This is a genomic window from Rhodococcus sp. 1R11, assembly GCF_004563845.1.
Taxonomy (GTDB): Bacteria; Actinomycetota; Actinomycetes; order Mycobacteriales; family Mycobacteriaceae; genus Rhodococcoides.
Genome location: NZ_SPNG01000004.1, coordinates 229,123 through 254,115 on the forward strand (window position 1 = coordinate 229,123; position 24,993 = coordinate 254,115).

General features: G+C 64.8%; 22 protein-coding genes. 20 read left to right on the plus strand and 2 right to left on the minus strand.

The features are described from left to right. Position 1 precedes the first annotated feature (1 nt). Positions 2–3,676, plus strand: coding sequence for a chromosome segregation protein SMC (smc, locus tag E4P29_RS09030; RefSeq protein WP_245154232.1), 3,675 nt, complete (start codon positions 2–4; stop codon positions 3,674–3,676). 7 nt (positions 3,677–3,683) lie between these two features. Here smc and E4P29_RS09035 read toward each other — a convergent pair whose 3' ends face one another. Continuing rightward, entirely contained in the window at positions 3,684–4,316 is a 633-nt protein-coding gene (locus E4P29_RS09035; protein ID WP_135043933.1) for an MSMEG_1061 family FMN-dependent PPOX-type flavoprotein, read from the minus strand. Positions 4,317–4,413: 97 nt separating this feature from the next. On the opposite strand from E4P29_RS09035, the gene ftsY reads away from it, so the two are divergent. The 12 genes from ftsY (at position 4,414) to trmD (ending at position 17,198) form a co-directional block, all read left to right on the plus strand. After that, on the plus strand, positions 4,414–5,787 hold the full coding sequence (gene ftsY, locus E4P29_RS09040; RefSeq protein WP_135043935.1) for a signal recognition particle-docking protein FtsY: 1,374 nt from the start codon (positions 4,414–4,416) through the stop codon (positions 5,785–5,787). Positions 5,788–5,989: 202 nt separating this feature from the next. Then, the gene (locus E4P29_RS09045; RefSeq protein ID WP_167735435.1) at positions 5,990–7,279 is read left to right on the plus strand and encodes an ammonium transporter; all 1,290 of its coding nucleotides are present in this window, start codon (positions 5,990–5,992) and stop codon (positions 7,277–7,279) included. A 72-nt stretch (positions 7,280–7,351) separates the two neighbouring features. After that, positions 7,352–7,690, plus strand: a complete 339-nt coding sequence (locus E4P29_RS09050) for a P-II family nitrogen regulator (protein ID WP_019664269.1) — start codon at positions 7,352–7,354, stop codon at positions 7,688–7,690. Next, positions 7,680–10,211 (plus strand): [protein-PII] uridylyltransferase, encoded by a 2,532-nt coding sequence (locus tag E4P29_RS09055; RefSeq protein WP_135043939.1) that lies wholly within the window; start codon positions 7,680–7,682, stop codon positions 10,209–10,211. Before E4P29_RS09050 ends, E4P29_RS09055 begins: the two co-directional genes overlap by 11 nt. A 202-nt stretch (positions 10,212–10,413) precedes the next feature. Further along, complete coding sequence (locus E4P29_RS09060; protein WP_348539761.1) at positions 10,414–11,358, plus strand: M23 family metallopeptidase; 945 nt, start codon at positions 10,414–10,416, stop codon at positions 11,356–11,358. Positions 11,359–11,511: 153 nt separating this feature from the next. After that, positions 11,512–13,071, plus strand: coding sequence for a signal recognition particle protein (ffh, locus tag E4P29_RS09065; protein WP_135043941.1), 1,560 nt, complete (start codon positions 11,512–11,514; stop codon positions 13,069–13,071). A gap of 11 nt (positions 13,072–13,082) precedes the next feature. Further along, positions 13,083–14,201, plus strand: coding sequence for an amidohydrolase family protein (locus E4P29_RS09070; RefSeq protein ID WP_135043943.1), 1,119 nt, complete (start codon positions 13,083–13,085; stop codon positions 14,199–14,201). Continuing rightward, positions 14,194–15,069 (plus strand): CPBP family intramembrane glutamic endopeptidase, encoded by an 876-nt coding sequence (locus tag E4P29_RS09075; RefSeq protein WP_135043945.1) that lies wholly within the window; start codon positions 14,194–14,196, stop codon positions 15,067–15,069. Before E4P29_RS09070 ends, E4P29_RS09075 begins: the two co-directional genes overlap by 8 nt. A gap of 171 nt (positions 15,070–15,240) precedes the next feature. Next, complete coding sequence (gene rpsP, locus E4P29_RS09080) at positions 15,241–15,720, plus strand: 30S ribosomal protein S16 (RefSeq protein WP_032366399.1); 480 nt, start codon at positions 15,241–15,243, stop codon at positions 15,718–15,720. Then, complete coding sequence (locus tag E4P29_RS09085) at positions 15,717–15,959, plus strand: RNA-binding protein (RefSeq protein WP_027496687.1); 243 nt, start codon at positions 15,717–15,719, stop codon at positions 15,957–15,959. Before rpsP ends, E4P29_RS09085 begins: the two co-directional genes overlap by 4 nt. A gap of 15 nt (positions 15,960–15,974) precedes the next feature. Then, a complete protein-coding gene (gene rimM / locus E4P29_RS09090) occupies positions 15,975–16,514 on the plus strand; it encodes a ribosome maturation factor RimM (RefSeq protein ID WP_032391541.1) in 540 nt (179 codons plus the stop codon). A 3-nt stretch (positions 16,515–16,517) separates the two neighbouring features. Beyond that, entirely contained in the window at positions 16,518–17,198 is a 681-nt protein-coding gene (gene trmD / locus E4P29_RS09095; RefSeq protein ID WP_135043947.1) for a tRNA (guanosine(37)-N1)-methyltransferase TrmD, read from the plus strand. 5 nt (positions 17,199–17,203) lie between these two features. Here trmD and E4P29_RS09100 read toward each other — a convergent pair whose 3' ends face one another. Beyond that, complete coding sequence (locus tag E4P29_RS09100) at positions 17,204–18,160, minus strand: serine hydrolase (protein WP_135043949.1); 957 nt, start codon at positions 18,158–18,160, stop codon at positions 17,204–17,206. 68 nt (positions 18,161–18,228) lie between these two features. On the opposite strand from E4P29_RS09100, the gene E4P29_RS09105 reads away from it, so the two are divergent. The 7 genes from E4P29_RS09105 (at position 18,229) to E4P29_RS09135 (ending at position 24,833) form a co-directional block, all read left to right on the plus strand. Continuing rightward, complete coding sequence (locus E4P29_RS09105) at positions 18,229–20,565, plus strand: Tex family protein (protein WP_167735427.1); 2,337 nt, start codon at positions 18,229–18,231, stop codon at positions 20,563–20,565. 117 nt (positions 20,566–20,682) lie between these two features. Next, positions 20,683–21,537 (plus strand): hypothetical protein, encoded by an 855-nt coding sequence (locus E4P29_RS09110; protein ID WP_135044238.1) that lies wholly within the window; start codon positions 20,683–20,685, stop codon positions 21,535–21,537. 133 nt (positions 21,538–21,670) lie between these two features. Beyond that, entirely contained in the window at positions 21,671–22,012 is a 342-nt protein-coding gene (gene rplS, locus E4P29_RS09115; RefSeq protein WP_027496692.1) for a 50S ribosomal protein L19, read from the plus strand. Positions 22,013–22,234: 222 nt separating this feature from the next. Further along, entirely contained in the window at positions 22,235–22,987 is a 753-nt protein-coding gene (gene lepB / locus E4P29_RS09120; protein WP_135044240.1) for a signal peptidase I, read from the plus strand. After that, a complete protein-coding gene (locus E4P29_RS09125; RefSeq protein WP_167735428.1) occupies positions 22,984–23,745 on the plus strand; it encodes a ribonuclease HII in 762 nt (253 codons plus the stop codon). The genes lepB and E4P29_RS09125 overlap by 4 nt, the downstream gene beginning before the upstream one ends. Before the next feature lie 37 nt (positions 23,746–23,782). Continuing rightward, the gene (locus E4P29_RS09130) at positions 23,783–24,088 is read left to right on the plus strand and encodes a DUF2469 domain-containing protein (protein WP_008717288.1); all 306 of its coding nucleotides are present in this window, start codon (positions 23,783–23,785) and stop codon (positions 24,086–24,088) included. A 400-nt stretch (positions 24,089–24,488) separates the two neighbouring features. After that, positions 24,489–24,833 (plus strand): Lsr2 family protein, encoded by a 345-nt coding sequence (locus tag E4P29_RS09135; RefSeq protein WP_027496695.1) that lies wholly within the window; start codon positions 24,489–24,491, stop codon positions 24,831–24,833. Positions 24,834–24,993 lie beyond the last annotated feature (160 nt).

Sequence of the window (24,993 nt, forward strand, 5' to 3'; positions counted from 1 at the left end):
TATGTATCTGAAGAGTCTGACGCTCAAGGGCTTCAAGTCCTTCGCTTCGGCGACGACTCTTCGATTCGAGCCCGGAATCACCTGCGTCGTCGGACCGAACGGCTCCGGTAAATCGAATGTCGTGGACGCTCTGACCTGGGTGATGGGCGAGCAGGGAGCCAAAGCCCTGCGCGGCGGCAAGATGGAAGACGTCATCTTCGCGGGAACCTCGGGTCGAGCGCCGCTGGGTCGGGCCGAGGTGACGCTGACGATCGACAACTCCGACGGAGCGCTGCCGATCGACTACTCCGAGGTGTCGATCACCCGCCGCATGTTTCGCGATGGTGCGGGTGAGTACGAGATCAACGGAAGCTCCTGCCGTTTGATGGACGTCCAGGAGCTGCTGAGCGATTCCGGTATCGGGCGCGAGATGCACGTGATCGTCGGGCAGGGCCGATTGGCGGCGATTCTCGAATCCCGCCCGGAAGACCGGCGAGCATTCATCGAGGAAGCTGCCGGCGTTCTCAAGCACCGCAAACGCAAGGAAAAGGCGGTCCGCAAACTCGACGCGATGCAGGCCAATCTCGCGCGACTGACCGATCTGACGACCGAACTGCGTCGGCAACTCAAGCCGTTGGGTCGGCAGGCCGAGGTCGCACGTCGAGCGCAGACGGTGCAGGCAGACCTGCGCGACGCTCGCCTCCGGCTGGCGGCAGACGATTTGGTGGCCAGGCGAGAAGAATTCGCCAACCAGACGCAGGACGAGGAAGCGGCTCGCGAGCAGTATGCGATGGTGCAGGACGCCCTCGAGGCGGGGACCGTCGCCCTAGCCGAACACGAGCAAGCGGTGGCTCGGCTGACGCCCAGCGCCGAAGCGGCCGGGCAGACGTGGTTTCGTCTTTCCGCTCTGGCCGAACGAGTCAACGCGACTGTTCGTATCGCACACGAGCGGGCCCGCCACCTCGACTCCGTGCAGAGCGCAGGTCGACGGCAGGACCCCGACGAGCTCGAGGCACAGGCCGAGCGGGTTGCCGAAGAAGAGATGGAACTCGTCGAAGCCGTGGAGATGGCGCGGGAAGCCCTCGAAGCGGCCCGCGAACAGTTGGCCGAACGAGAGTCGGCGGCTGCGGCGGCGGAACGGGCACACCTGGCGGCCGTGCGTGCGGTGGCCGATCGCAGGGAGGGCTTTGCGCGCCTGTCCGGGCGGGTCGATACTTTCCGGACCAAGGTCGAATCGATCGACGCCGAGGTGGCACGCCTGTCGGTGGCCATCGACGAGGCCCGTGAACGGGGCGAGGCGGCCCAGCGCGAGTTCGAGAGCGTGCAGGACCAGATCGGTACCCTCGACGCCAGCGAACTGAGCTTGGACACCCACTACGAGCGCGCAGTGGCTGCGCTACGTCACGCCGATGCGCGTGTCTCGGAATTGCAGGCCGAGGAACGGACCGCCGGTAAGCGGGTGGCGTCCTTCGAAGCGAGGATCGAGGCGCTGACGATGGGCCTCGAACGAAAAGACGGTGCCGGCTGGTTGGTGGAGAACGAACAGGACGGATTGTCGGGACTGTTGGCCGGGCACCTGACGGTCGAGCCGGGATACGAGATCGCGGTCGCAGTCGCGATGGGACCGGCGGCCGACGCTGCCCACGCCGAGTCCTTCGCCGCTGCCCGCGACGCAGTCCTGGCGCTACGCGCCGCGGACGGTGGTCGCGCTGCCATCGTGCACAGCAGTTCCGTTGCAGTGCAACCACTCTCGCGCCCCGAACTTCCTGATGGCGCGAGGTGGGTGCTCGATCTCATCGACTATCCGGACCGCCTGGCCGGTGCCATGACTGCATTGCTCGACGGCGTGGTCGCCGTCGACTCGCTCGACACCGCGCACCGACTCGTCTCCGACAACGGCCGACTGCGCGCGGTGACCAAGGACGGCGACGTCGTCGAACCCGGGTGGGTGACCGGAGGATCGGACCGACGGCCCAGCACGCTCGAAGTGCAATCCGCCATCGACACCTCGACCGTCGAGCTGGCTGCGGCCGTGCGCCGGGCCGAGGAACTCGATGCGGCGCTCTCCGGTGCGCTCGCGGAACAGCGCGACCGACGTGAATCTGCGGAGCAGGCTCTGGCCGCTCTCAACGAATCCGATGCCGCTATGGCAGCTGTGTACGAGCAGCTGGGCAGGCTCGGTCAATTGGCCCGCTCGGCTCATGCCGAGTCGGCACGGTTGACGACGCAGCGTCACTCGGCAGAGACGAGTCGCGAGGAAGCGGTCGCTCGGCTGGCCGAGCTCGAAGACAGCCTGCGATCTGCCGAGGACGAGCAATCCGGTTTCGTGGGAGACGGTGAGAGCGGTGACGCGGCCACCACGATGGAACGCGAAATGGCGGCGGCCGCGCTCACCGAGGTTCGCGCCGTGGAAGTCGAAGCGCGGCTGAACGTGCGCACCGCGGAGGAACGTGCGCAGTCTGTCCGGGGACGGGCAGATTCGCTGCGCCGGGCGGCGCGAGCCGAGCGGGAGGCCAGAGCCAGGGCCGAACGCGAGAGCGCGGCTCGGCGTCATGCTGCCGCGGTCGCTGCCGCAGTGGCGGAGTCGGGTGAAGAACTGGCGGTTCGTCTCGGGGCGGTCGTCGCTGCCGCCGCGCGACGGCGCGACGAGCTCTCGGCCGAAAGAACAACGCGCACAGCCGAACTCGACACGGTGAAGGATCAGGTTCGGGCACTGCAGGGGCAGCTGGCCTCGATCACCGACGCGGTGCACCGCGACGAGGTGGCGCGCGCACAGGCCGCCTTGCGCATCGAGCAACTCGAGACGACCATTCTCGAACAGCACGGCATCGGGCTCGACGATCTGGTGGCGGAATACGGCCCCGACGTCCCACTGCCTCCGACCGAACTCGAAATGGCCGAGTACGAGGCGGCCAAGGAACGCGGTGAGCAGGTGGTGGCACCCGCCCCGATGCCGTTCGATCGCGCCACTCAGCAGGCGCGTGTCAAACGCGCCGAACGGGATCTGGCCACACTCGGCAAGGTGAACCCGCTGGCTCTGGAAGAGTTCGCGGCACTGGAAGAGCGATACAACTTTCTCTCCACCCAGCTCGAGGACGTCAAGTCCGCACGGAAGGATCTGCTCGGGGTCGTCGCAGATGTGGACGACCGCATCCTGCAGGTGTTCACCGAGGCCTGGCTGGACGTCGAGCGTGAGTTCACCGGTGTCTTCGCCAAACTGTTCCCCGGTGGCGAGGGACGGCTGATTCTGACCGACCCGTCGGACATGCTCACGACCGGAATCGAAGTGGAAGCACGGCCGCCCGGCAAGAAGGTCAAGCGCCTGTCGCTGCTGTCGGGCGGCGAGAAGTCGCTGACTGCCGTTGCAATGCTCGTGGCGATCTTCCGTGCTCGACCGTCGCCGTTCTACGTGATGGACGAGGTCGAAGCTGCGCTGGACGACACCAACCTGCGGCGACTCATCGGTCTGTTCGAGCAACTCCGTGAGAAGTCGCAGCTGATCGTCATCACGCACCAGAAGCCGACGATGGAAGTGGCCGACGCTCTCTACGGCGTCAGTATGCGCGGCGACGGCATCACCACCGTCATCTCGCAGCGGCTCAATCGCGAGCGCGTCGCCGTCGATGCAGTCGAGGCCGCCGTCGAGACCACCGAACCGGACGTGTCGGTGTCCAGCGACACCGATTCCGCGACGTGAGGCTGCTCTACTTCTCGGGGTAGAGCTGCTCGGCGTAGGAGGGCCCGTAGTACTCGCGGAGTTCTTCGACCGTTTCGGGTGCCTGCGGAATCAACGCTTTCGTCAAGGACGCGACATCGGGAATGGAATCCGCATCCCACGTGTCCGGCTGCCACAACTTGGACCGCATGAATGCCTTGGCGCAGTGGTGGAACACCTGCTCGATGTCGACGACGAGGCACATGATTGGTCGGTGGCCCTTGACCTGTAGTTCGTCGAAGAACGGTGCGTCGGTCACCAGCGACGCGCGACCGTTGATACGCAGGGTGTCGCCGCGACCCGGCACGAAGAAGTTCAGGCCGACGAACGGATTCTCGAGAATGTTGCGGTAGCCGTCCATCCGACGATTACCGGGACGTTCGGCCAGTGCGATCGTGGCCTCGTCGATGACGTGGACCAGGCTGCCGGGCGGATCACCCTTGGGGGAGACGTCGCACCGCCCGCTCGCGTCCGAGGTTCCCATCAGGCAGAAAGGCGAGGACGTGAGCCATTGCACGTCGAGTGGATGCAGGGTCCGGCGATCCTTGTTGGCCGCCCGAAAGCTGGGTTCGCCGAACATGGCGGTCAGTTGGTCGGCGTCGCGCACCGTGGTCCACGTCATGGCGACGATGCTATCGACACGACCCGGACAGCGGACAGTCCATTTCGGCGACGCACCACCGATGCGTTCGGTCGTGACCACCTGAGAGGATGGTCACGTGAGTAATCAAGCGTGGATCATCGTCGCGGCGATCGCTGCCGTCCTGCTCGTCGTCCTCGTCGTCGGGTTCGTTCTGTCCCGTCGCCGGAGAGTGTCCCTCAAGTCGGACGAGGCCGCCCGAATCGAGGACGCGGCCACCAAGGACAGATCCGGTGGCTACACCGCGGGCAGCGGTTTCTCGTTCAGCCAGGGCACTGCGACCGCCGAGCCCGTCCCGCCTGCACCGAAGCCCGTCCCGCCTGCACCGAAGCCTGTCGAGACCTTCCCTGTCGAGCCGACGTCGGTGCCACCCACGCCCACTCAGGACGAGCCGGAGGTCGTCGACCCCGAGGTGCCGGTTGTCGAGCCCGCCGAGCCTGCGGTGCCGACCGAGCCGGCCGAGCCCGTCGAGCCATCGGTGCTGGAACCCGCCCCGGACGCCGAGGCTCCTGCTCCTCGACTGGACACCATCGATCCGACCGAAGGTCGGTTGGACCGTCTTCGTGGACGTCTGGCTCGTTCCCAGTCCGCGGTGGGCAAGTCCCTGCTCGGATTGCTCGGCGGCGGAGACCTGGACGAGGACTCCTGGGAAGAGGTCGAGGACACGTTGCTGATCGCCGACATCGGCTCGGCCACGACGTCGGAGATCATGCGCACGCTGCGCGAGCAGATGGCAGCTCGCAGTATTCGTACCGAAGCCGATGCGCGAGCACTGTTGCGGGAAATTCTGGTGGCGCAATTGCATCCGGAGTTCGATCGTTCGATTCGCGCGCTTCCCCACGACGGCGCGCCTGCGGTGTTGTTGGTCGTCGGAGTCAACGGCACCGGCAAGACCACCACCACCGGCAAACTCGCCCGCGTCCTGGTTGCGGACGGCCGGCGGGTGCTCCTCGGTGCGGCCGACACGTTCCGCGCTGCTGCCGCGGATCAGCTGCAGACCTGGGCCGAGCGAGTCGGTGCCGAAGTGGTGCGCGGCAAGGAAGCCGCCGACCCGGCCGCCGTTGCCTTCGACGCGGTGAGCAAGGGAATCGAGAACGGAGTCGACGTGGTGTTGGTCGACACTGCAGGTCGCCTGCACACGAAGTCCGGTCTGATGGACGAGCTGAGCAAGGTCAAGCGCGTCATCGAGAAGCGGGCCCACGTCGACGACGTGCTGCTCGTTCTGGACGCGACGGTCGGCCAGAACGGACTGACTCAGGCGCGCGTCTTCGCCGAGATCGTGGACATCACCGGTGTCGTGTTGACCAAGCTCGACGGAACCGCGAAGGGCGGCATCGTTTTTCAGGTACAGCGGGAACTGGGGGTACCCGTCAAGCTCGTCGGTCTCGGTGAAGGTGCCGACGATCTGGCTCCGTTCGAACCGGGGGCATTCGTCGACGCATTGCTCGGTTGATCGACCTCCGCGGGTGACCCGAGAACCGGGTGAAAAGCACAAACGCCAGCACGAAACCTTTTAGCAACAGAATTCGGTCATGCGTTCACATGCCCGAAACACCCGAGTGTCACGGATGAAACTTCGTGAAACCACTCTTCTTGCGTAACGGCGCGCCAACCGGTGTGCAGGAGAATGGAGGGTGTACGTGAGTCCCGAGGATATGTTGGCCAACTCCGGCAACGCCGCGTGGATGCTGATCGCAGCATCGCTGGTACTGCTGATGACGCCGGGCTTGGCGTTCTTCTACGGCGGTATGTCGCAGTCGAAGTCCGTGTTGAACATGATGATGATGTCGTTCGGAGCCATGGCCGTCGTCTCGATCATCTATTTCCTGTGGGGATGGTCGATGTCCTACGGCACCCAGGACATCGGCGGTGTCTTCGCCAACCCGTTCGAGTTCTTCGGACTCAAGGATTCGATCACCGACGCGGACGGCAACTACATCGCCGGCGCGTGGGGTTACGCCAACGTCATCGACGTGGCGTTCCAGGTCACGTTCGCCATCATCACGGTCGCCCTGATCAGCGGCTCGATCGCCGGCCGAGTCAAGTACGGCACCTGGCTCGCCTTCGCAGGAATCTGGGTCACCCTCGCGTACTTCCCGCTGGCCCACATGGTGTGGGGCGGCGGACTGCTCTCTGGTTCCGAGAAGGGCTTGGCTGCAAAGATTTTCGGAACGATGGTCAACGACGACGGTGACACCGTCGCCAACGTCGCACCGATCGACTTCGCCGGTGGAACCGTCGTGCACATCAACGCCGGTATCGCCGGCCTGATCCTGGCGATCATCATCGGCAAGCGAGCCGGATTCGGCAAGGTCGCCTACCGTCCGCACAACCTCCCGTTCGTCATGCTCGGCGCAGCGCTGCTGTGGTTCGGCTGGTTCGGATTCAACGCCGGTTCGGCATTCGCCGCCGACGGTATCGCCGGTGTGGCCTGGGTCAACACCACCGCAGCCACCGCTGCGGCCATCGCGGGCTGGCTGATCACCGAGCGCATCCGCGACGGACACGCAACCAGCCTCGGTGCCGCATCGGGCATCGTCGCAGGACTGGTTGCCATCACCCCGGCCGCCGGCGCGCTCACCCCGGTCGGAGCCATGATCCTCGGCGTCATCGCCGGCGTGCTGTCCGCTCTCGCCGTCGGACTGAAGTTCAAGTTCGGCTACGACGACTCGCTCGACGTTGTCGGCGTCCACCTGGTCGCAGGCCTGTGGGGCACCATCGGAATCGGCTTCCTCGGATCCGAGACCGGCCTGTTCTACGGTGGTGACTACAAGCAGCTCGTCGTGCAGATCGTCATCGCGTTGTTCGCATTGGTCTTCACCGCAATCGTGACCGCGGTCATCGCCTTCGCTCTGAAGCCGCTGGGCTGGCGCGTGACGGACGAGGAAGAGGCGAACGGCATCGACGAGGCCGAGCACGCCGAGACTGCATATGATTTCGCCTGACAAGGTAGAGATAGAGATGAACGCTGCACCGTACGACAACGGGCACTCGAGGTCTTGTGAAGGGAAGCAAAAATGAAGCTGATCACGGCAATCGTCAAACCGTTCACCCTGGAGGACGTCAAGACGGGGCTGGAACAGGCCGGCGTGCTCGGAATGACCGTCAGTGAGGTTCAGGGCTACGGCCGCCAGAAGGGCCACACCGAGGTCTACCGAGGTGCGGAGTACTCGGTCGATTTCGTTCCGAAGGTGCGTGTCGAGGTAGTCGTCGACGACGCCGCAGTGGAAAAAGTCGTCGAGGTCATCGTCGAAGCAGCCCGCACCGGCAAGATCGGTGACGGCAAAGTGTGGGTTTCCCCGGTGGATTCGGTCATCCGAGTCCGTACCGGAGAACGTGGCGCCGATGCGCTCTGACCCCACAGGGTCTCGGTCCGGGGGCCCCGGTTCTGGCGCACGCGCGTCAGAACCGGGGCCTTCGGTCTCTACGGGCTCCGCATCGAAGGGCACGAGCGATGCAGCTGCGGATCTCGCTCGAGCCAGAAAGCAACTGCTCGACGGCGGCACCCGCAACCGCCGACTCGATGCGCCCTCGCTCAGGCAGGCGCTCGTCGATCTCCACGAGTTCTGGCTGACCACCAAGGGCGCAGAACTGGGCGTGAAGCCGGATTCCGGTTTCGCGATAGTGGCAGTAGGAGGTCTGGCGCGTCGCGAACTGCTGCCGTACTCCGACCTGGACCTGATTCTGTTGCACGACGATCTCGACCCCCGCATCGTGGCCGACGTCGCCGACAAGCTCTGGTATCCGTTGTGGGACGCCCACATCAAGCTCGATCACAGCGTGCGGACGGTGCCGCAGGCCCTGCAGGTTGCCGCGGCGGACATGACCGCAGCACTCGGCATGCTCGAAGCACGCCACATCGCCGGTGACGTGGAATTGAGCAACCTGTTGATCGGCGGCATACGTCGGCAGTGGCGCACCGGAATTCGCGGTCGCTTCGACGAGCTGATCGGCCAGACTCAGGGGCGCTGGGCACGAAGCGGCGAAATCGCTCACCGTGCCGAACCCGACCTCAAGAGCGGCCGCGGCGGGCTGCGCGACGTGCAACTGCTGGACGCCCTCTCGATTGCTCAGTTGACCGATGGCATGCCCGGGTTGGGACCCGAATCTCCAGGCGGCGGTTTGGCATTCGCGCACGGGCGACTTCTCGACGTGCGTACCGAACTGCACCGGGTGGCCGGTCGTGCCCGAGATCAGTTGCGTGCGCAAGACGCCGACGAGATCGGTGCTGCGCTTCGCATCGGCGATCGGTTCGATCTCGCACGTGTGCTCAGCGATTCGGCACGCACCATCAGCTACTCCGTCGATGTGGGTTTGCGTACCGCCGGCAATTCGCTTCCACGACGCGGTCTTTCGCGTCTACGCCGCGTACCCGTTCGCCGTCCGCTGGACGAGGGAGTCGTCGAGCACGCGGGTGAGGTGGTGCTCGCACGCGACGCACGACCGAACAAGGATCCGGGTCTGATCATGCGGGTTGCGGCAGCGTCGGCTCAGACCGGCATGCCGATGTCTGCTTCCACGCTCAATCGACTGTCCGACAGCGCCCCCGAACTCCGTGAGCCGTGGCCCAAGGAAGCACTCAACGATCTGTTGGTGCTGCTGGGATCCGGCCGCAAGGCCATCGCGGCCATCGAGGCGCTCGACCGAACCGGATTGTGGGGCAGGCTGATTCCGGAATGGGGGGCGGTTCGAGATCTCCCGCCTCGAGATGCGGTGCACACCTGGACGGTGGACCGACACCTGGTCGAAACTGCCGCGTACGCAAGTGCATTGACCACACGGGTCGCTCGTCCCGATCTGCTGGTGCTCGGCGCGCTCGTCCACGACATCGGAAAGGGGCGCGGCGGCGACCACAGCGTCGTCGGTGCCGATCTTGCAGTTCAGATCGGTAACCGTCTCGGTCTGTGGCCCTCCGACGTGGCCCTGCTGACAGCGATGGTCCGCTATCACCTCCTGCTGCCGGAGACTGCCACCCGTCGGGATCTGGACGACCCGGCAACCGTGCAGACCGTCGTGGATGCGCTCGGCGCGGACACCGTTCTGCTGGAGCTTCTGCATGCACTCGCCGAGGCGGACTCTCTCGCTACCGGACCCGGAGTGTGGGGGGACTGGAAGGCGTCGTTGATCCGTGAGCTCGTGCGTCGTTGTCGGCTGGTGATGGCGGGAGAGACTCTTCCGTCGCCGGATCCGCTCGACCCAGCGCACATCGAGTTGGCCTCGCGCGGGGGAGTGCACGTCGACATCACGCCCACCGACGGTCTGCACACCTTCGTCGTGACCGTGGTTGCACCCGATACTCCAGGACTGCTGTCCGACGCGGCCGGAGTGCTGGCACTGCATTCCTTGCGGGTGCTCTCGGCCTCGCTCGGCAGTCACGAGGGTTCGGCGATCAACTCGTTCGATGTCGCGCCATTGTTCGGTGCTCCGCCGCAGGCGGGGTTGATCCGGCAGGAGATCATCCGGGCGCAGGCGGGCGAGCTCGACCTCGTCGCCGTGCTCGATGCCAAGGAACGAGACGCCCGCGTCGAGACCGTGGACGAGGACGGTGAGGATTCGGCGGTGCCGGTCCTCTACGCCCAGGCTCCGCCTCGGGTGCTGTGGTTCGACGACAACGAACCGGGTCAGGTCGTGCTCGAACTGCGAGCCGAGGACCGCCTCGGACTGCTGTGTCGATTGGCGAGCGCAATCGAGCAGCAGGGATTCGACATTCGTTGGGCGCGGGTATCGACGCTGGGTAGTTCCGTTGTCGATTCCTTCTGTATCGACTTGGCCGGCGCGGACAGTCGGGCGGTGCGTGAGGATCTCGAACGCGCGCTCCTCGCCGTCGTGCCGTCGCCGGAACCGCCCAAACCCCCGGAAAAGCCGGAGGGCACCTGACCGTCGGTCGGAAGTTCGTCGAGAACCGACATGCCGTGGTGACATTTCACGAACTTCCGACCGATGGGTTTACCCCCGAGACCGATTTGTTATGTTCGTCACCTGACGCATCAGGCCCTTCGGGCCGAACTGGCGGCTCCGCTGCTCGAACGTCTCGTCGTTCCTGCAGGCTCCAATTCTGACATTTCGAGAGGCGCGCACTGTGGGATCACACCGACGGTCGAACATCTACGTACCGGCCGAGACGGCATCGGGTGCGCCCGGTGGCAAGCATCGCGCCGCGGAGGAAGTTCAGGACACCGGCAGGCGTGCGGCCACCATCGTCGCCGCAACCGGCGCCATCGTCGTCGGCGCGACAACCATGGGCGCGGGCACCGCAGGCGCGGCACCCGTCCCGGCACCGCCCGCGGCCGGATTCCCGTTCGCCGTCCCGGCGGGTTTGCTACCTGCCGGGTTCGAGCTGCCCCAGTTCGTGCCACCGCAGTTCGAGTTGCCGCAGTTCGCGCCACCTTTCGGTGCGCCGCCGCAGGCTGCACCGGACCTGGCTCCGGCCCCACAGGCCGATCTTCAGGCAGTCCCGTCGGACGCCTCGACACAGGAACCGACTCCGGGACCGCTCGCTGCCCTCGGCCCCGAGGTCGACGCTGCGGCTCAGCAGTGGCTCGACGACGTCGGACTCGGCGGAACGGGTGCCGGGCCGGCGTCGCCGCTCGAGAGTTTGCGTTCGTTGAAGAAGGCGACGGTCCAGCCCGTCGCCGGAGTGTTGACGTCGAACTTCGGTTCGCGGTGGGGTACTCAGCACAGCGGACTGGACATCGCCGCCCCGATCGGCACGCCCATCTACGCTGCCGCCGACGGCACGGTGTCCGATGCGGGACCGGCGTCCGGTTTCGGACTCTGGGTCAAGGTTCTGCACGACGACGGCACCGAGACCATCTACGGACACGTCAACGACTTCTCGGTGCAGCCCGGCCAGCGGGTCACAGCCGGAGAACAGATCGCAACAGTGGGCAATCGCGGTCAGTCGACCGGCCCGCACCTGCATTTCGAGGTTCACGATCCCGCCGGCGTCAAAGTCGATCCCGCACAGTGGCTCTCCACCCGCGGCGTGGCTGTGACGTGGAGCGATTCGGCAAGCAAGGCCTGACCGGTCGCACCGCACCGAGCGGACTCACTGCCCGACGCCCTGAGCGAGGATAAGGTGGGCTGGCGTTAGTCTGGTGACAACGCCGGACTCGGTCTGGTGACAGTGCCGGACTCGGCTCTTTTTCGGTGATCGGCTAGCTCAGGAGTGCAATCGGTGTTCGAATCCCTTTCCGACAGGTTGACCGGGACTCTCAAGGACCTGCGTGGCAAAGGTCGACTGTCCGGTGCGGATATCGATGCCACCGCCCGCGAGATCCGACTGGCACTGCTCGAGGCGGACGTGGCGTTGCCCGTCGTGCGGGAATTCATCAACCGCATCAAGGTTCGCGCCAAGGGTGCCGAAGTATCGGGCGCACTCAATCCCGCTCAGCAGGTCGTCAAGATCGTCAACGAGGAACTGGTCGGCATCCTCGGCGGCGAAACACGCAGACTGGTGTTCGCCAAGAACCCGCCCACCGTCATCATGTTGGCCGGTCTGCAGGGTTCCGGTAAGACGACGTTGGCGGGCAAGCTGGCCAAGTGGCTCAAGGGCCAGGGCCACACCCCGCTTCTCGTCGCCTGCGACCTGCAACGCCCCGGTGCCGTCAGTCAGCTCCAGATCGTCGGCGAACGGGCAGGTGCGGCAGTGTTCGCCCCGCACCCGGGCACGTCCATCGGCGGTGGCGAGAACGCGCTCGGCGTGTCGGCCGCCGACCCGGTGGAGGTGGCCCGCGCCGGAGTGGCCGAGGCCCGCAGCAAGCAGTACGACGTGGTCATCGTCGACACCGCAGGCCGCCTCGGTATCGACACCGAGCTGATGCGCCAGGCCGCCGGGATTCGCGATGCCGTGGAGCCCGACGAAACCTTGTTCGTTCTCGACGCCATGGTCGGCCAGGATGCCGTCAGCACTGCCGAAGCGTTCCGCGACGGAGTCGGCTTCACCGGCGTCGTGCTCACCAAGCTCGACGGCGATGCTCGTGGCGGCGCAGCACTGAGCGTGCGCGAGGTGACCGGGCAGCCCATCATGTTCGCGTCGACCGGCGAGAAGCTCGAAGATTTCGACGTTTTCCACCCCGACCGTATGGCCAGTCGCATTCTCGGGATGGGCGACGTGCTCAGCCTCATCGAGCAGGCCGAGCAGCACTTCGACGCCGAGCAGGCCGAGGCCACAGCCAACAAGATCGGCTCGGGTCAGCTCACGCTCGACGACTTCCTCGAGCAGATGATGGCCGTTCGCAAGATGGGCCCCATCGGAAATCTGTTGGGAATGCTTCCCGGCGCGGGCCAGATGAAAGAACTGGCCAATGTCGACGAGAAGCAACTGGACCGGGTGCAGGCGATCATTCGCGGCATGACACCGCAGGAGCGCACCGATCCGAAAATCATCAATGCCTCCCGACGACTGCGGATCGCGAACGGCTCGGGCGTGAAGGTCTCCGACGTCAACCAACTGGTCGATCGGTTCTTCGAGGCACGCAAGATGATGTCGGCGATGGCCGGTCGGATGGGCATGCCGGGTGCGCGGAAGCAGGTGCGCAACAACAAGAAGGGCAAGAAGGGCAAGAAGGGTGCTCGCGGACCCACACAGCCGAAGATCCGCGGTGGGTTCCCCGGAATGCCGGGCGGAATGCCTGCCGGAATGCCCGACCTGTCGTCGATGCCCAAGGGCCTCGATCAATTGCCGCCGGGGCTCGAGGGTATCGACCTCTCGCAGCTGAAGTTGCCGAAGAAGTAAGCGGGCCTGCGGTGTCGGCGTTGCGGGTGCGGGGACGCGGGCTGCCGGACGAGTCCCCGATCGACCTGTGGATCGACGGCGGCGTCCTGTCCACCGAGCCCATAGCCGACGCCGACTTCATCCACGACGGCGGCTGGATTCTGCCCGGACTCGTCGACGCGCACTGTCACGTCGGCATCGAGTACGGCGGAGGACACACCGACCTGGCTGGGTCGATTGCGCAGGCCGAGACCGAACGGGGCGTCGGGGCTCTGCTGCTGCGCGACGCGGGATCCCCGGTCGACACACGGCCGTTGGACGACTACGACGACCTCCCGCGCATCATCAGGGCGGGTCGCCACATCGCCTCCCCGAAGCGATACATCCCTGGCCTGGCGATCGACATCGAGGACGAATCACAACTTCCCGAGGCGGTCGCGCAACAAGCGCGATTCGGCGACGGGTGGGTCAAGCTCGTCGGTGACTGGATCGACCGCTCGGTGGGAGACCTCCGGCCCCTCTGGAACGACGCGATCCTCGTCGACGCCATTGCCGCGGCCCATGCGGAAGGGGCACGCGTCACCGCTCACGTCTTCGGCGAAGACGCGCTCCCCGGACTGATCGCGGCAGGCATCGACTGCATCGAACACGGCACCGGCCTGACCGACGAGACCGTCGAGATGATGGTCCAGCACGGGACCGCGTTGGTGCCGACGTTGATCAACATCGAGACCTTTCCGGGCATCGCGGACTCGGCCACCCGCTACCCGGTCTACGCCCGACACATGCGAGCGTTGCATGCTCGAGTCGGCGATACCGTCGGCCGAGCCCACGACGCAGGTATCCCGATCTTCGCCGGAACCGACGCCGGCGGATCCATCGCGCACGGCCGAATCGCCGACGAGGTGGACGCTCTCGGACGCGTCGGACTGTCACCGACCGACGCGCTCGGTGCTGCTTGCTGGGACGCCCGGTCGTGGCTGGGACGAGGCGGGCTCGAGCACGGTGCGCCGGCCGACCTCGTCGTGTATTCCGACGACCCGCGCGGGGGCGCGGACGTGCTGTCCAACCCCGAGCTGGTGATTCTGCGCGGCCGCGTGACCGATCGTCGCGGACGCGCCGCGAGTGGATCGGGGTACGGCGATGGTTGATCCGCGGCAGGGTCCGGACCGATTCGGTGCCGACCAGGTCGGCCGCACACCAGGAGGCGCGGGGCAATTCGATGTGGGCCGGCCCAGCTGGGCGGGAATGGCACCGATGAATCACGTGCAACAGCAGGGCTCGGGATTGTCCGAGACCTACTGGCGTGCCGAATCGGCGGCCGAGGAGCGTAGACCCGGCCAACGGTGGGGACTGCCGGCCGCCGCCCTCGTGCTCGGCCTCAATCTTGCCGGGTTCCTACTCCTGGGCCTGATCGTGTCCTCGGAGTCCTCGCCGCTGTTCGTCGTGGGCATCATGATTCCGAGCGTGCTCGCCGCAGGACTGGCGGTGGCGGTCACGATGTCGAGGGGCAACGGCCCCGTCGTCGACTTCGGCCTCCCGCGGTCCGTTCACGAACTCGTCGGTCATATCCGATCGGGTCTGGCCTGGGGCGGAGTTGCCCTAGTCGGTGGAGTACTGCTCGCACTCGTGTTGCTCTCACGTATCGATTTCCAGGATCAGGCACCGCTGGGCGGTGTGACAGACATCGGCGTGGGGTGGAAAGTCGTTTTCGCCGTGTGGATTTGGATCGGCGCACCGATCTGCGAAGAAACGATGTTCCGCGGCATGTTGTGGGGAGCTCTCGAAAAACGCACTCGACCCATGCCGATGGCGTGGCTGGGCAACCGCTGGGTGGTACTGGTGATCACGGCGGTGATGTTCGCGATCTGGCACCGAGAATGGTGGCGCTTCGTCGTCCTGCTGTGGGGAGGACTCGCCATCGGCATCGCGAGAATGAGAAGTGGCTCGATCGTTGCGTCGACCACGGCTCATTCCGTCAACAACACCTTTCCGGCCTTGGTGATCCTGCTGGCCTGACCGGGCGATTGAGGGTATCGGGTGGTCGTCTGGCAGAATGGACCGCTGTTCGCCCGTCTCCGGTTACGTACCGCGCGGCGGTCACGACAACTCCAACGCAAAACCGGGTTCGCATGCCGTGTGAACCGCTGAATTGCGCAGTGACCACTCCTCGAAAGGCTTCACCAGAACATGGCCGTCAAGATCAAGCTCATGCGTATCGGCAAGATCCGCACCCCGCATTACCGCGTCGTCATTTCCGACGCCCGCACCCGCCGTAACGGCCGTGCAATCGAGACCATCGGGACGTACGAGCCCAAGCAGGACCCCAGCGTCATCGAGATCAACTCCGAGCGGGCGCAGTACTGGCTGGGCGTCGGCGCGCAGCCGACCGAGCCCGTCGAGGCATTGCTGAAGATCACCGGCGACTGGCAGAAGTTCAAGGGCCTGCCGGGCACCGAGGGCACCCTCCGCGTCGCCGAGCCCAAGCCGTCGAAGCTCGACCTCTTCAACGCTGCGCTGGCGCAGGCGGATTCCGAGCCCCAGGGCGAGGCCACCACCGCCAAGAAGAAGAAGGCACCGAAGTCGGACGATTCCGCTGCCGCGGAGACCACCGACGCTGCAGCAACCGAGACGGCAGACGCGCCGGCCGCCGAGGCTGCTGAGAAGTGAGTGCCGTTGTCGCCGATGCCGTCGAACATCTCGTTCGCGGCATCGTCGCCAATCCCGATGACGTTCGCGTCGAGATGATCACCGGCCGTCGTGGTCGCACCGTGGAAGTTCACGTGCACCCCGACGACCTGGGCAAGGTCATCGGACGCGGTGGTCGCACCGCTACGGCGCTGCGCACTCTCGTCTCCGGAATCGGTGGTCGCGGCATCCGCGTCGACGTCGTCGACACGGACCAATAGGTCACGTAACCCATCATGGAGCTGGTCATCGGTCGTGTCGCCAAGTCGCACGGCATCAAAGGTGAAGTGGTTGTCGAGGTCCGCACGGACGACCCCGACGACAGATTTGCCGTCGGCACTGTCCTGCGTGGCCGCAAGCCACGATCGAATGCACAGCCCGTGACACACACGGTGGACGCCGTCCGGGAACACTCCGGGCGGCTTCTGCTGCGTCTGAACGGCATCGACGACAAGACCGCAGCGGACGAACTGCGCGGAATCCTCTTTGTCGTCGAATCGACCGATCTCCCGCCGTCCGACGATCCGGACGAGTTCTACGATCACGAACTCGAAGGCCTCACCGTGGTACTCACCGACGGTTCGGTCGTCGGTACCGTCCGCGAGGTCCTGCACTCGGCAGCAGGCGAACTGCTGTCCATCACGCCCCCTGCCGATGAGCAATCCGGTCGTTCCGAGATTCTCGTACCCTTCGTTTCGGCCATCGTGACCTCTGTGTCGTTGGCAGACAAGACAATCGAGATCGATCCGCCCGAGGGCTTGCTGGATCCGGAGTAGTTCGTGCGCCTCGACGTCGTCACCATCTTCCCGGAATACCTCGCCCCACTGCGTACTGCTCTGCTCGGTAAGGCAATCGATCGCGGGCTGGTATCGGTGGACGTTCACGACCTGCGCTCCTGGACCCACGACGTGCACAAGGCCGTCGACGATTCCCCGTACGGCGGCGGGCCGGGAATGGTCATGAAGCCGACCGTCTGGGGTGACGCACTCGACCAGGTACTGACCGACGAGTCACTCCTCGTCGTCCCCACTCCCGCAGGCGTGCCGTTCACGCAACGCACTGCCGAAAGATGGTCCACCGAACGGCATCTCGTGTTCGCCTGCGGTCGCTACGAGGGCATCGATCAACGCGTGTTCGACGACGCTGCACGCCGCGTTCGGGTCGAGGAAGTCAGCATCGGAGACTACGTTCTCATCGGCGGCGAGGCTGCCGTACTGGTCATGGCCGAGGCCGTCGTCAGATTGATGCCGGGCGTACTCGGCAATCAGCAGTCGCACCAAGAGGATTCGTTCTCCGATGGACTGCTGGAAGGTCCGAGTTACACCCGGCCGGCCCGATGGCGAGAACTCGACGTCCCCGAGATTCTGTTGTCCGGCGACCACGCGAAGATCGCCGCCTGGCGTCGAGAACAATCTCTGCGCAGAACAGCGGACCGACGCCCGGATCTACTGGCGGACTGACGTTTTCAGCTGATTCTGCCGTCGGGGAACAACATCGACACGAAGCCGGTCAGAGTGTCTCGCGCGTGCAGTGCGCTGGCGTCGTCGCTCACGTCGACGACGGCTGTGTCCGGGTAACTTTCCATGTCGTCGGCGTAGAAGATGTCTTCACGAGACGACAGGGCCAGTATGTATCGATTGTCCGCGCCGATGGTTCCCGTCGACAGATGGACCCACCGATCGGACACGCAGCACATCCAGCCCTGCTTGACTGCATGCACGGTCTCGCCCGGTAAGCCGTCGACGATCCCGAAGTGTTGCTTGTAGCCGTCGGCAGCTACGGGGGCCGAGCGTCGCAGCATTCCGATGATGACGTCGGTCGACGCGGTGGTCAGGCCGCCGCTGCCGTTCAACAGCCCGGCGTAGTAGCCGACCAGGTCGCTGGGAGTCGTTTCCGTGTTGTACCACTGGTCGTCGCTGGGAGCGTCGGTGTTCCTCAGGGCATATCGCGCTGCGACTGCGCGGACGATCTCGGACGAACCGTATCGATACCAGAGCGTGTAGGCGGCATTGTCGTCGGAGAACTCGAGCATGCTGGTCATCGTGGCCAGCTCGTCGGCGGAGACGGGGCGGTTCTGCGACTGCGCCTCGAACATCACCTCGTCGGCAATGAAGAGCTTGGAGACCGACGCCGTTTCGATCGGCTCGTCGGCATCGCTGCTGTAGTAGGAACCGGTCTCTCGATCCAGCAACGCGAAGTTCACATCGGCACCGCGGGCTCCCGCCGATTCCACCGCCATCGGAATTCGAGCTTGCAAGGCCACGCCGTCGACCTTCTCGATATCCGGGAACGGTGATGCCGATGTCTCGGCCGAATCTCTGCCACCGGGATCGCCGGCCTGATCATCCGGCGGTACGGAGCACGCGCTCAGGGACAACACTGCGGCGCAGGTGGCGGTCAGCAACCGCGCCCCCCTGACCATCTACAGATCTCTCCCGCACATAGAACCGCTGACCGACCTGTCCCACACTAGCGGTAGGGTCCATCGCCGTGACCACTGCTCTGAAATCTGTGAACAAGCGCATAGCCGAAGAACTCGATGTTCGCGAAGAACAGGTTCGTGCCGCTGTAGAACTCCTCGACGGCGGGTCCACGGTCCCGTTCATCGCGCGCTACCGCAAGGAGGTCACCGGCACACTCGACGACGCGCAATTGCGCCAACTCGACGAGCGACTTCGATACCTGAGGGAACTCGACGAGCGGCGAGATGCCGTGATCGAATCGATTCGTTCGCAGGGCAAACTCGACGACGCGCTCGAACAGTCGCTGATGCTGGCGGAGACCAAGGCCCGCGTCGAGGACATCTACCTGCCGTTCAAGCCCAAGCGTCGGACGAAGGCACAGATCGCGCGCGAAGCAGGCCACGAACCCGTCGCAGACGCACTGTTCACCGATCCGTCCACTGACCCGGCGCAGTTCGATCAGGAGCAGCTCGACGGGGCGCGAGCGATTCTCGTCGAGCGTTTCGCCGAGGACGCCGACCTTGTGGGTGAGCTGCGTGAACTGATGTGGACCTCCGGCAAGCTGGTCGCCACCGTGCGCAAGGGCAAGGAGGAGGAAGGCGCGAAATTCTCGGACTACTTCGAGTTCTCCGAACCGTTCACGAGCCTGCCCTCGCATCGCATCCTCGCGACGCTACGCGGCGAGAAGGAAGAAATTCTGTCCCTCGGGTTCGAACCCGAGCGGGACGAGCCGACTCCCGGTGTGCCCAGTGTCTACGAGGGGCGGATCGCAACCAAGTTCGGAATCGCAGATCGCGGCCGTCCGGCCGACAAGTGGCTGCTCGATACCGTTAGATGGGCGTGGCGCACCAAGATGCTGGTCACAGTCTCACTCGATACGCGCATGAGACTGCGCCAGTCGGCCGAGAAGGACGCCGTGGACGTGTTCGCGAGCAACCTCAAGGACCTCTTGTTGGCCGCACCCGCAGGAAACCGCACCACGATGGGACTCGACCCGGGCTTTCGTACCGGAACCAAGGTGGCGATCGTCGACGCCACCGGCAAGGTCGTCGATTACGACACGATCTACCCCCACAAGCCGCAGGGCAAGTGGGACCAGGCGGTGGCCACACTCGCCGGGCTCGCAGCCAAGCACAAGGTGGAGCTCATCGCCATCGGAAACGGTACGGCGTCCCGCGAAACCGATTCTCTGGCAGCAGAATTGATAGCAAAGTTCCCGGCGGCGAACTTGACCAAGGTGGTGGTGTCCGAGGCGGGTGCCTCGGTCTACTCGGCGTCGGCGTACGCCTCGAGTGAGCTGCCCGAACTCGACGTCTCCATCCGCGGCGCGGTCTCGATCGCTCGCAGGCTGCAGGATCCGTTGGCCGAGCTGGTCAAGATCGATCCGAAGTCCATCGGCGTCGGCCAGTATCAGCACGACATCTCCGAGACACTGCTCGCCCGTTCTCTCGGGGCCGTGGTCGAGGATGCGGTGAACGCGGTGGGTGTCGACGTCAACACAGCGTCGGTGCCCTTGCTGTCGAGGGTCTCCGGTATTGCCGGTTCGCTCGCCGAGAGCATCGTGGCGCACCGCGACCAGAACGGTCCGTTCGCCAGCCGCAGCACCCTCAAGGACGTGCCGCGCTTGGGTCCCAAGGCTTTCGAGCAGTGCGCCGGGTTCCTGCGCATCTCCGGGGGAGAGGATCCACTCGACCGCTCCAGCGTGCACCCGGAGGCCTATCCCGTCGTGCGCCGCATCGTCGGCAAGGCAGGCGTGGGCGTGCGCGAGGTGGTCGGCAACACCGCACTCCTGCGCCGCCTCGATCCCGCGGAATTCGTCGACGAACGATTCGGGCTGCCCACTGTCACCGACATCATCTCCGAGCTGGAGAAGCCTGGACGCGACCCGCGTCCGGAGTTCAAGACCGCTACTTTCGCAGCCGGTATCGAGAAGGTCGCCGACCTGAAGCCGGGGATGACGCTCGAAGGTGTCGTGACCAACGTGGCGGCGTTCGGTGCTTTCGTCGACGTCGGCGTGCATCAGGACGGTCTCGTTCACGTCTCTGCGATGTCGCACAACTTCGTCAAGGACCCGCGTGAGGTCGTCAAATCCGGCGATGTGGTGCGGGTCAAGGTGATGGAGGTCGACATCCCACGTCAGCGCATCGGTCTGAGTCTGCGGTTGGACGACGAGCCCGGAGCGAGCGGCGGCAAGGATGCACCTCGTGGGCAGCAGGGTGACCGCTCTCGCGGTACCTCCTCGAACAAGGGCAACGGCGGTCAGGGCAACCGGCCGCAGCGCGATCGACGCGGAGGTGGCCCCGCAGCGACGCCTGCGGCAGGTTCCATGGCCGACGCGTTACGTAAAGCGGGCTTCGGGAAGTAGCGCTCGGACTTTCCCGGTCGATGCCGACCCTGGCGGCGACGAACGAGAATAGGCTGACTCGGGCCATAGCCGTTGTTTCGGGCGTGCGGCGGGAAGGACGTGGAGCGCGTGAGGTGGTTGGAGCACGGTGTCGTCGAGCACGGCCGCCTTCCGCTGCTCTGCTTCCTGCTCGGCCTGCTCGTGGGATTTCTGCTGATTCGCCTCAGCGTCAGAATGATTCGCGCAGACGTGAAGTGGTGGCCGGGCAACATCACCCCCGGCGGCCAGCACATCCACCATGTCGTGTTCGGAATCGTGCTGATGCTGTTGGCGGGGATCGGGCTCATCGCGGTGTACGTGGACGGGTCGCAAACCATCGGCGCCGTGCTGGCGGCGATCTTCGGAAGCGGCGCTGCCCTCGTGCTCGACGAATTCGCGCTCATCTTCTACCTCCGCGACGTCTATTGGTCGGAACAGGGCCGAACGTCCGTCGATGCGGTATTCGCGGCCGTTGCCTTCACCGGGTTGCTGTTACTGGGATTTCACCCGTTGGAGTTGCTCAGCCCCGCCGATTTCCGGGCCGATCCCGATCCCTGGGTTCGCGGAGCACTCGCCGTGCTTGCAGTGCTCAACCTGGGTCTGTGCGTCGTCGTGTTGCTCAAGGGCAAGATCTGGACAGGTCTGATCGGGCTGTTCGTCCTGCCCATCCTTGTTCTGGCCGCCATCCGGCTCAGCAGGCCGAGTGCGCCCTGGGCCAGGTGGCGCTATGCGAGCAGACCGAAGAAGATGGAGCGTGCGCTGCGGCGTGAGAAGAAGTGGCGCAGGCCGCTCATACGGGCCAAGATCTACCTGCAGGATGCAATCGCGGGCAAGCCCAGCATCGTTCATGCGGTCGAGGCCACCGAGGACGAGCTCGCCCGGACCGTGGTGCCCGCACCCCAGGCCGGAACCGTGGCCCAGTCCTCGGTCGGGGCGATTTCCTCGAACGCCTGACGGTCTGGCACAATAGGCGGGTTGCCTCTCGCGAGGCACACACCTCACTCGGAGTACGAACCAGTCGTGCCGTCGTCTCGGCGAGCCGCTCGGTTCCTCTGCTCAAGCGCAGAACGCAAGGATGGCACAACCGATGAACACCCTGGACTTTCTCGACAATCAGTCGCTGCGTAGCGACATCCCCGATTTCCGCCCCGGCGACACGCTGAACGTGCACGTCAAGGTTATCGAAGGCTCCAAAGAGCGCATTCAGATCTTCAAGGGCGTCGTCATTCGACGTCAGGGCGGTGGCGTCCGCGAGACGTTCACCGTTCGTAAGGTGTCGTTCGGCGTCGGTGTGGAGCGCACTTTCCCAGTGCACAGCCCCAACATCGCGCAGTTCGAGGTCCTCACTCGCGGCGACGTTCGTCGCGCGAAGCTGTACTACCTTCGCGATCTGCGTGGCAAGGCCGCCAAGATCAAAGAAAAGCGCTGACCCGGTCGTATCGACCGCTTCGAGCAGCAACCATGCCGCGTCACCGAATATCGGTGACGCGGCATGGTGCGTTGGAGCCTCTGCCCTGATATTTCGGCCGTACCGGTACGACAGATGCTCGGTGAATCGCCGCCGGTGCAGACCGACCGGCCCGCGTGCGACGGTTCCGGCTAACCTGTCCAGGTGACGCAGTCCCCACAAGATCCGACCCCACAGGGTTCGATCGACGAGCCCGACGACGAGTCTCCCCGGAACAAGCGTAAGGATCGCAAGCAGCGGTCGTTCTGGCGCGAACTTCCCATCCTCATTCTGGTAGCTCTCGTGCTGAGTTTCCTGCTTCAGACGTTCGTCGCGCGGGTCTACCTGATCCCGTCCGAATCGATGGAACCGACCCTGCACGGCTGTGCCGGCTGTACCGGGGACCGCATCGTCGTGGAGAAGATCGGCTATCGATTCGGCGATCCGAAGCCCGGCGACATCGTCGTGTTCCGCGGCCCCGATTCCTGGAACGACGAGTTCGTGTCTCAGCGCTCGGGCAATGCAGTGATCCGTGGTGCACAGGAGGTCGGGTCGCTCATCGGTGTGGTCGCGCCCGACGAGAACGATCTCGTCAAGCGGGTCATCGCCACCGGTGGCCAGACTGTCGAGTGCTGTGATGCTCAGGGGCGAGTGCTCGTGGACGGAAAGCCGTTGGACGAGCCGTACATACAGATGGATTTCCCGTTCGTTCCGGACACGATGACGTGCGACACCGAATTGAAATCGGGCCGGTGCTTCGACCCTGTCACGGTCCCCGAGGGCAACATCTGGGTCATGGGCGACAATCGCAGCAATTCGCGAGATTCGCGTTACCACGTCACCGACGAGTTCACCGGGACCGTTCCGCTGGACAACGTGATAGGCAAAGCCGTCTTCATCGCTCTACCGCCGTCCCGAACCGGCCTCCTGGACTCGCCGGACATTCAGGGTCGATGACGGCACGTCCTCGTCCCGCGCCCCGTGCGCGCGCATCTCTGAGCCGCTCGTCGTGGCCGCCGCGGCCGATCATCAGGAGGGCGGCGGGGCTGCGGACCATGGAATCGGCACTCGAACGCAACGGGCTCGGTCCGGTTGCGGGTGTCGACGAAGCAGGCAGGGGAGCCTGCGCGGGGCCGTTGACGGTCGCGGCATGCATCCTGGGCTCTCGGGCGCACACTGCCCTCGCGGACCTCGACGATTCCAAGAAGCTGACCGAGCGTCGCCGGGAGGAGCTCTTCCCCCGGATCCAGAAATTGGCACTGGCATGGAGCGTGGTGTTCGTCGACGCGGCCGAGGTCGACCGAATCGGGGTACACGTGGCGAACATCGAGGGAATGCGCCGTGCGGTGGCGGGCCTGGGCCTCACTCCCGGGTATGTCCTCACCGACGGCTTTCGGGTTCCCGGGCTTCCGGTGCCGTCTCTACCCGTCATCGGAGGGGACGCCACAGCTGCCTGCATCGCTGCAGCCAGTGTGCTGGCCAAGGTGTCCAGGGACCGGTTGATGGTGCAGATGGACACCGACATTCCCGGTTACGGATTCGCCGTGCACAAGGGTTACAGCACGCGTGCTCATTCGACCGCGATGACCGCACTCGGCCCGAGTCGGGAGCATCGAATGTCGTATGCCAACGTGGCGGCCGCGGCAGCCGGTCGCTCGCGCAGCGAGGTCGACGCACTGGGGCGAATGGACTGCGCCGACGACGGTGCGCCATGATTGAATTTCACGCCCGACTGGAGGATGAAAGAGACCGATGAGTGCCGAAGATCTCGAAAAGTACGAAACCGAGATGGAGCTCTCGCTGTACCGCGAGTATCGGGACATCGTCGGACAGTTCAACTATGTCGTCGAAACCGAGCGTCGGTTCTATCTCGCGAACTCCGTCGAACTCATTCCGCACAATGCCGACGGTGAGATCTACTTCGAATTGCGGATGTCGGACTCGTGGGTATGGGACATGTACCGACCGGCTCGTTTCGTCAAGCATGTCCGGGTGATCACGTTCAAGGACGTCAACATCGAAGAGTTGGACAAACCGGATCTGCGTCTTCCCGAATAGTCGGACCGTGTGAGCGGATCGGCCGGTGTGCCCGGTGCCTCGGGCGCACTTGGACGGTTCCGCTCGGCGGATTCCCCGTGTGGGGAGTCTTCCGAAGTGCATCGTTCAGCGAAAAGCTGGACAACCGACCGAATAATTCCGCGTGTTCTGTTTCGGACAGGGATCCGTTGCCGGGTTGCGTCGAACTCGGCAGAATCATTGAAATCTGTACGCTGAATTATGTTGTCCAACATCACAATTCGATTCAAGAGTGCACGACGTTTCCGGTATTCACGAACTTTTCGTATCGAATGTTTTCGACTCCACGCGGCAGAGAACATCGTTAGGTCTTTGCCTCGGTCCGATAATCGGTGGTAGAACTTGAAATACCACATTCCCCCAGACGTGTAAGAGGTACGAGATGGCACGCAAGACGCTTGTCCAGATGATCGACGATGTCGACGGTTCGGTAATCAAAGAAGGCCAGGGGGAGTCGATCGAATTCGGTATCGGTGGAAACCAGTACCGGATCGACTTGAATCTCAAGCACGCGAACGAACTGCACGAGCAGTTGGCATTCTGGATCGAGCATGCCGAGAAGATTTCCGGTCGCCGCCCCCGCAAGACCGGTGCCGCGCCTGCCCCGGCTCGAGGAAAGGTCGACCTGCAGGACATCAGAGCATGGGCTCGCGAGAACGGCCACGAGGTCAGCGCCCGAGGTCGGATCAGCCAGGAAGTTCAGGCCGCCTACGAGGCTGCGCACTGACCGCGTCCCAGCGTTGATGTGCCCGCTGTCTTCGGTCAGCGGGAGGTCGGTCACCGAATTCGATTTCCGATTCCGTGCTTCAGCTCCGTCCGTGCAGTAATCCGGACGGAGCTTTCGCATGTTCGAACCATTTGTCGAGCGACCGACAGGGCATGAACGC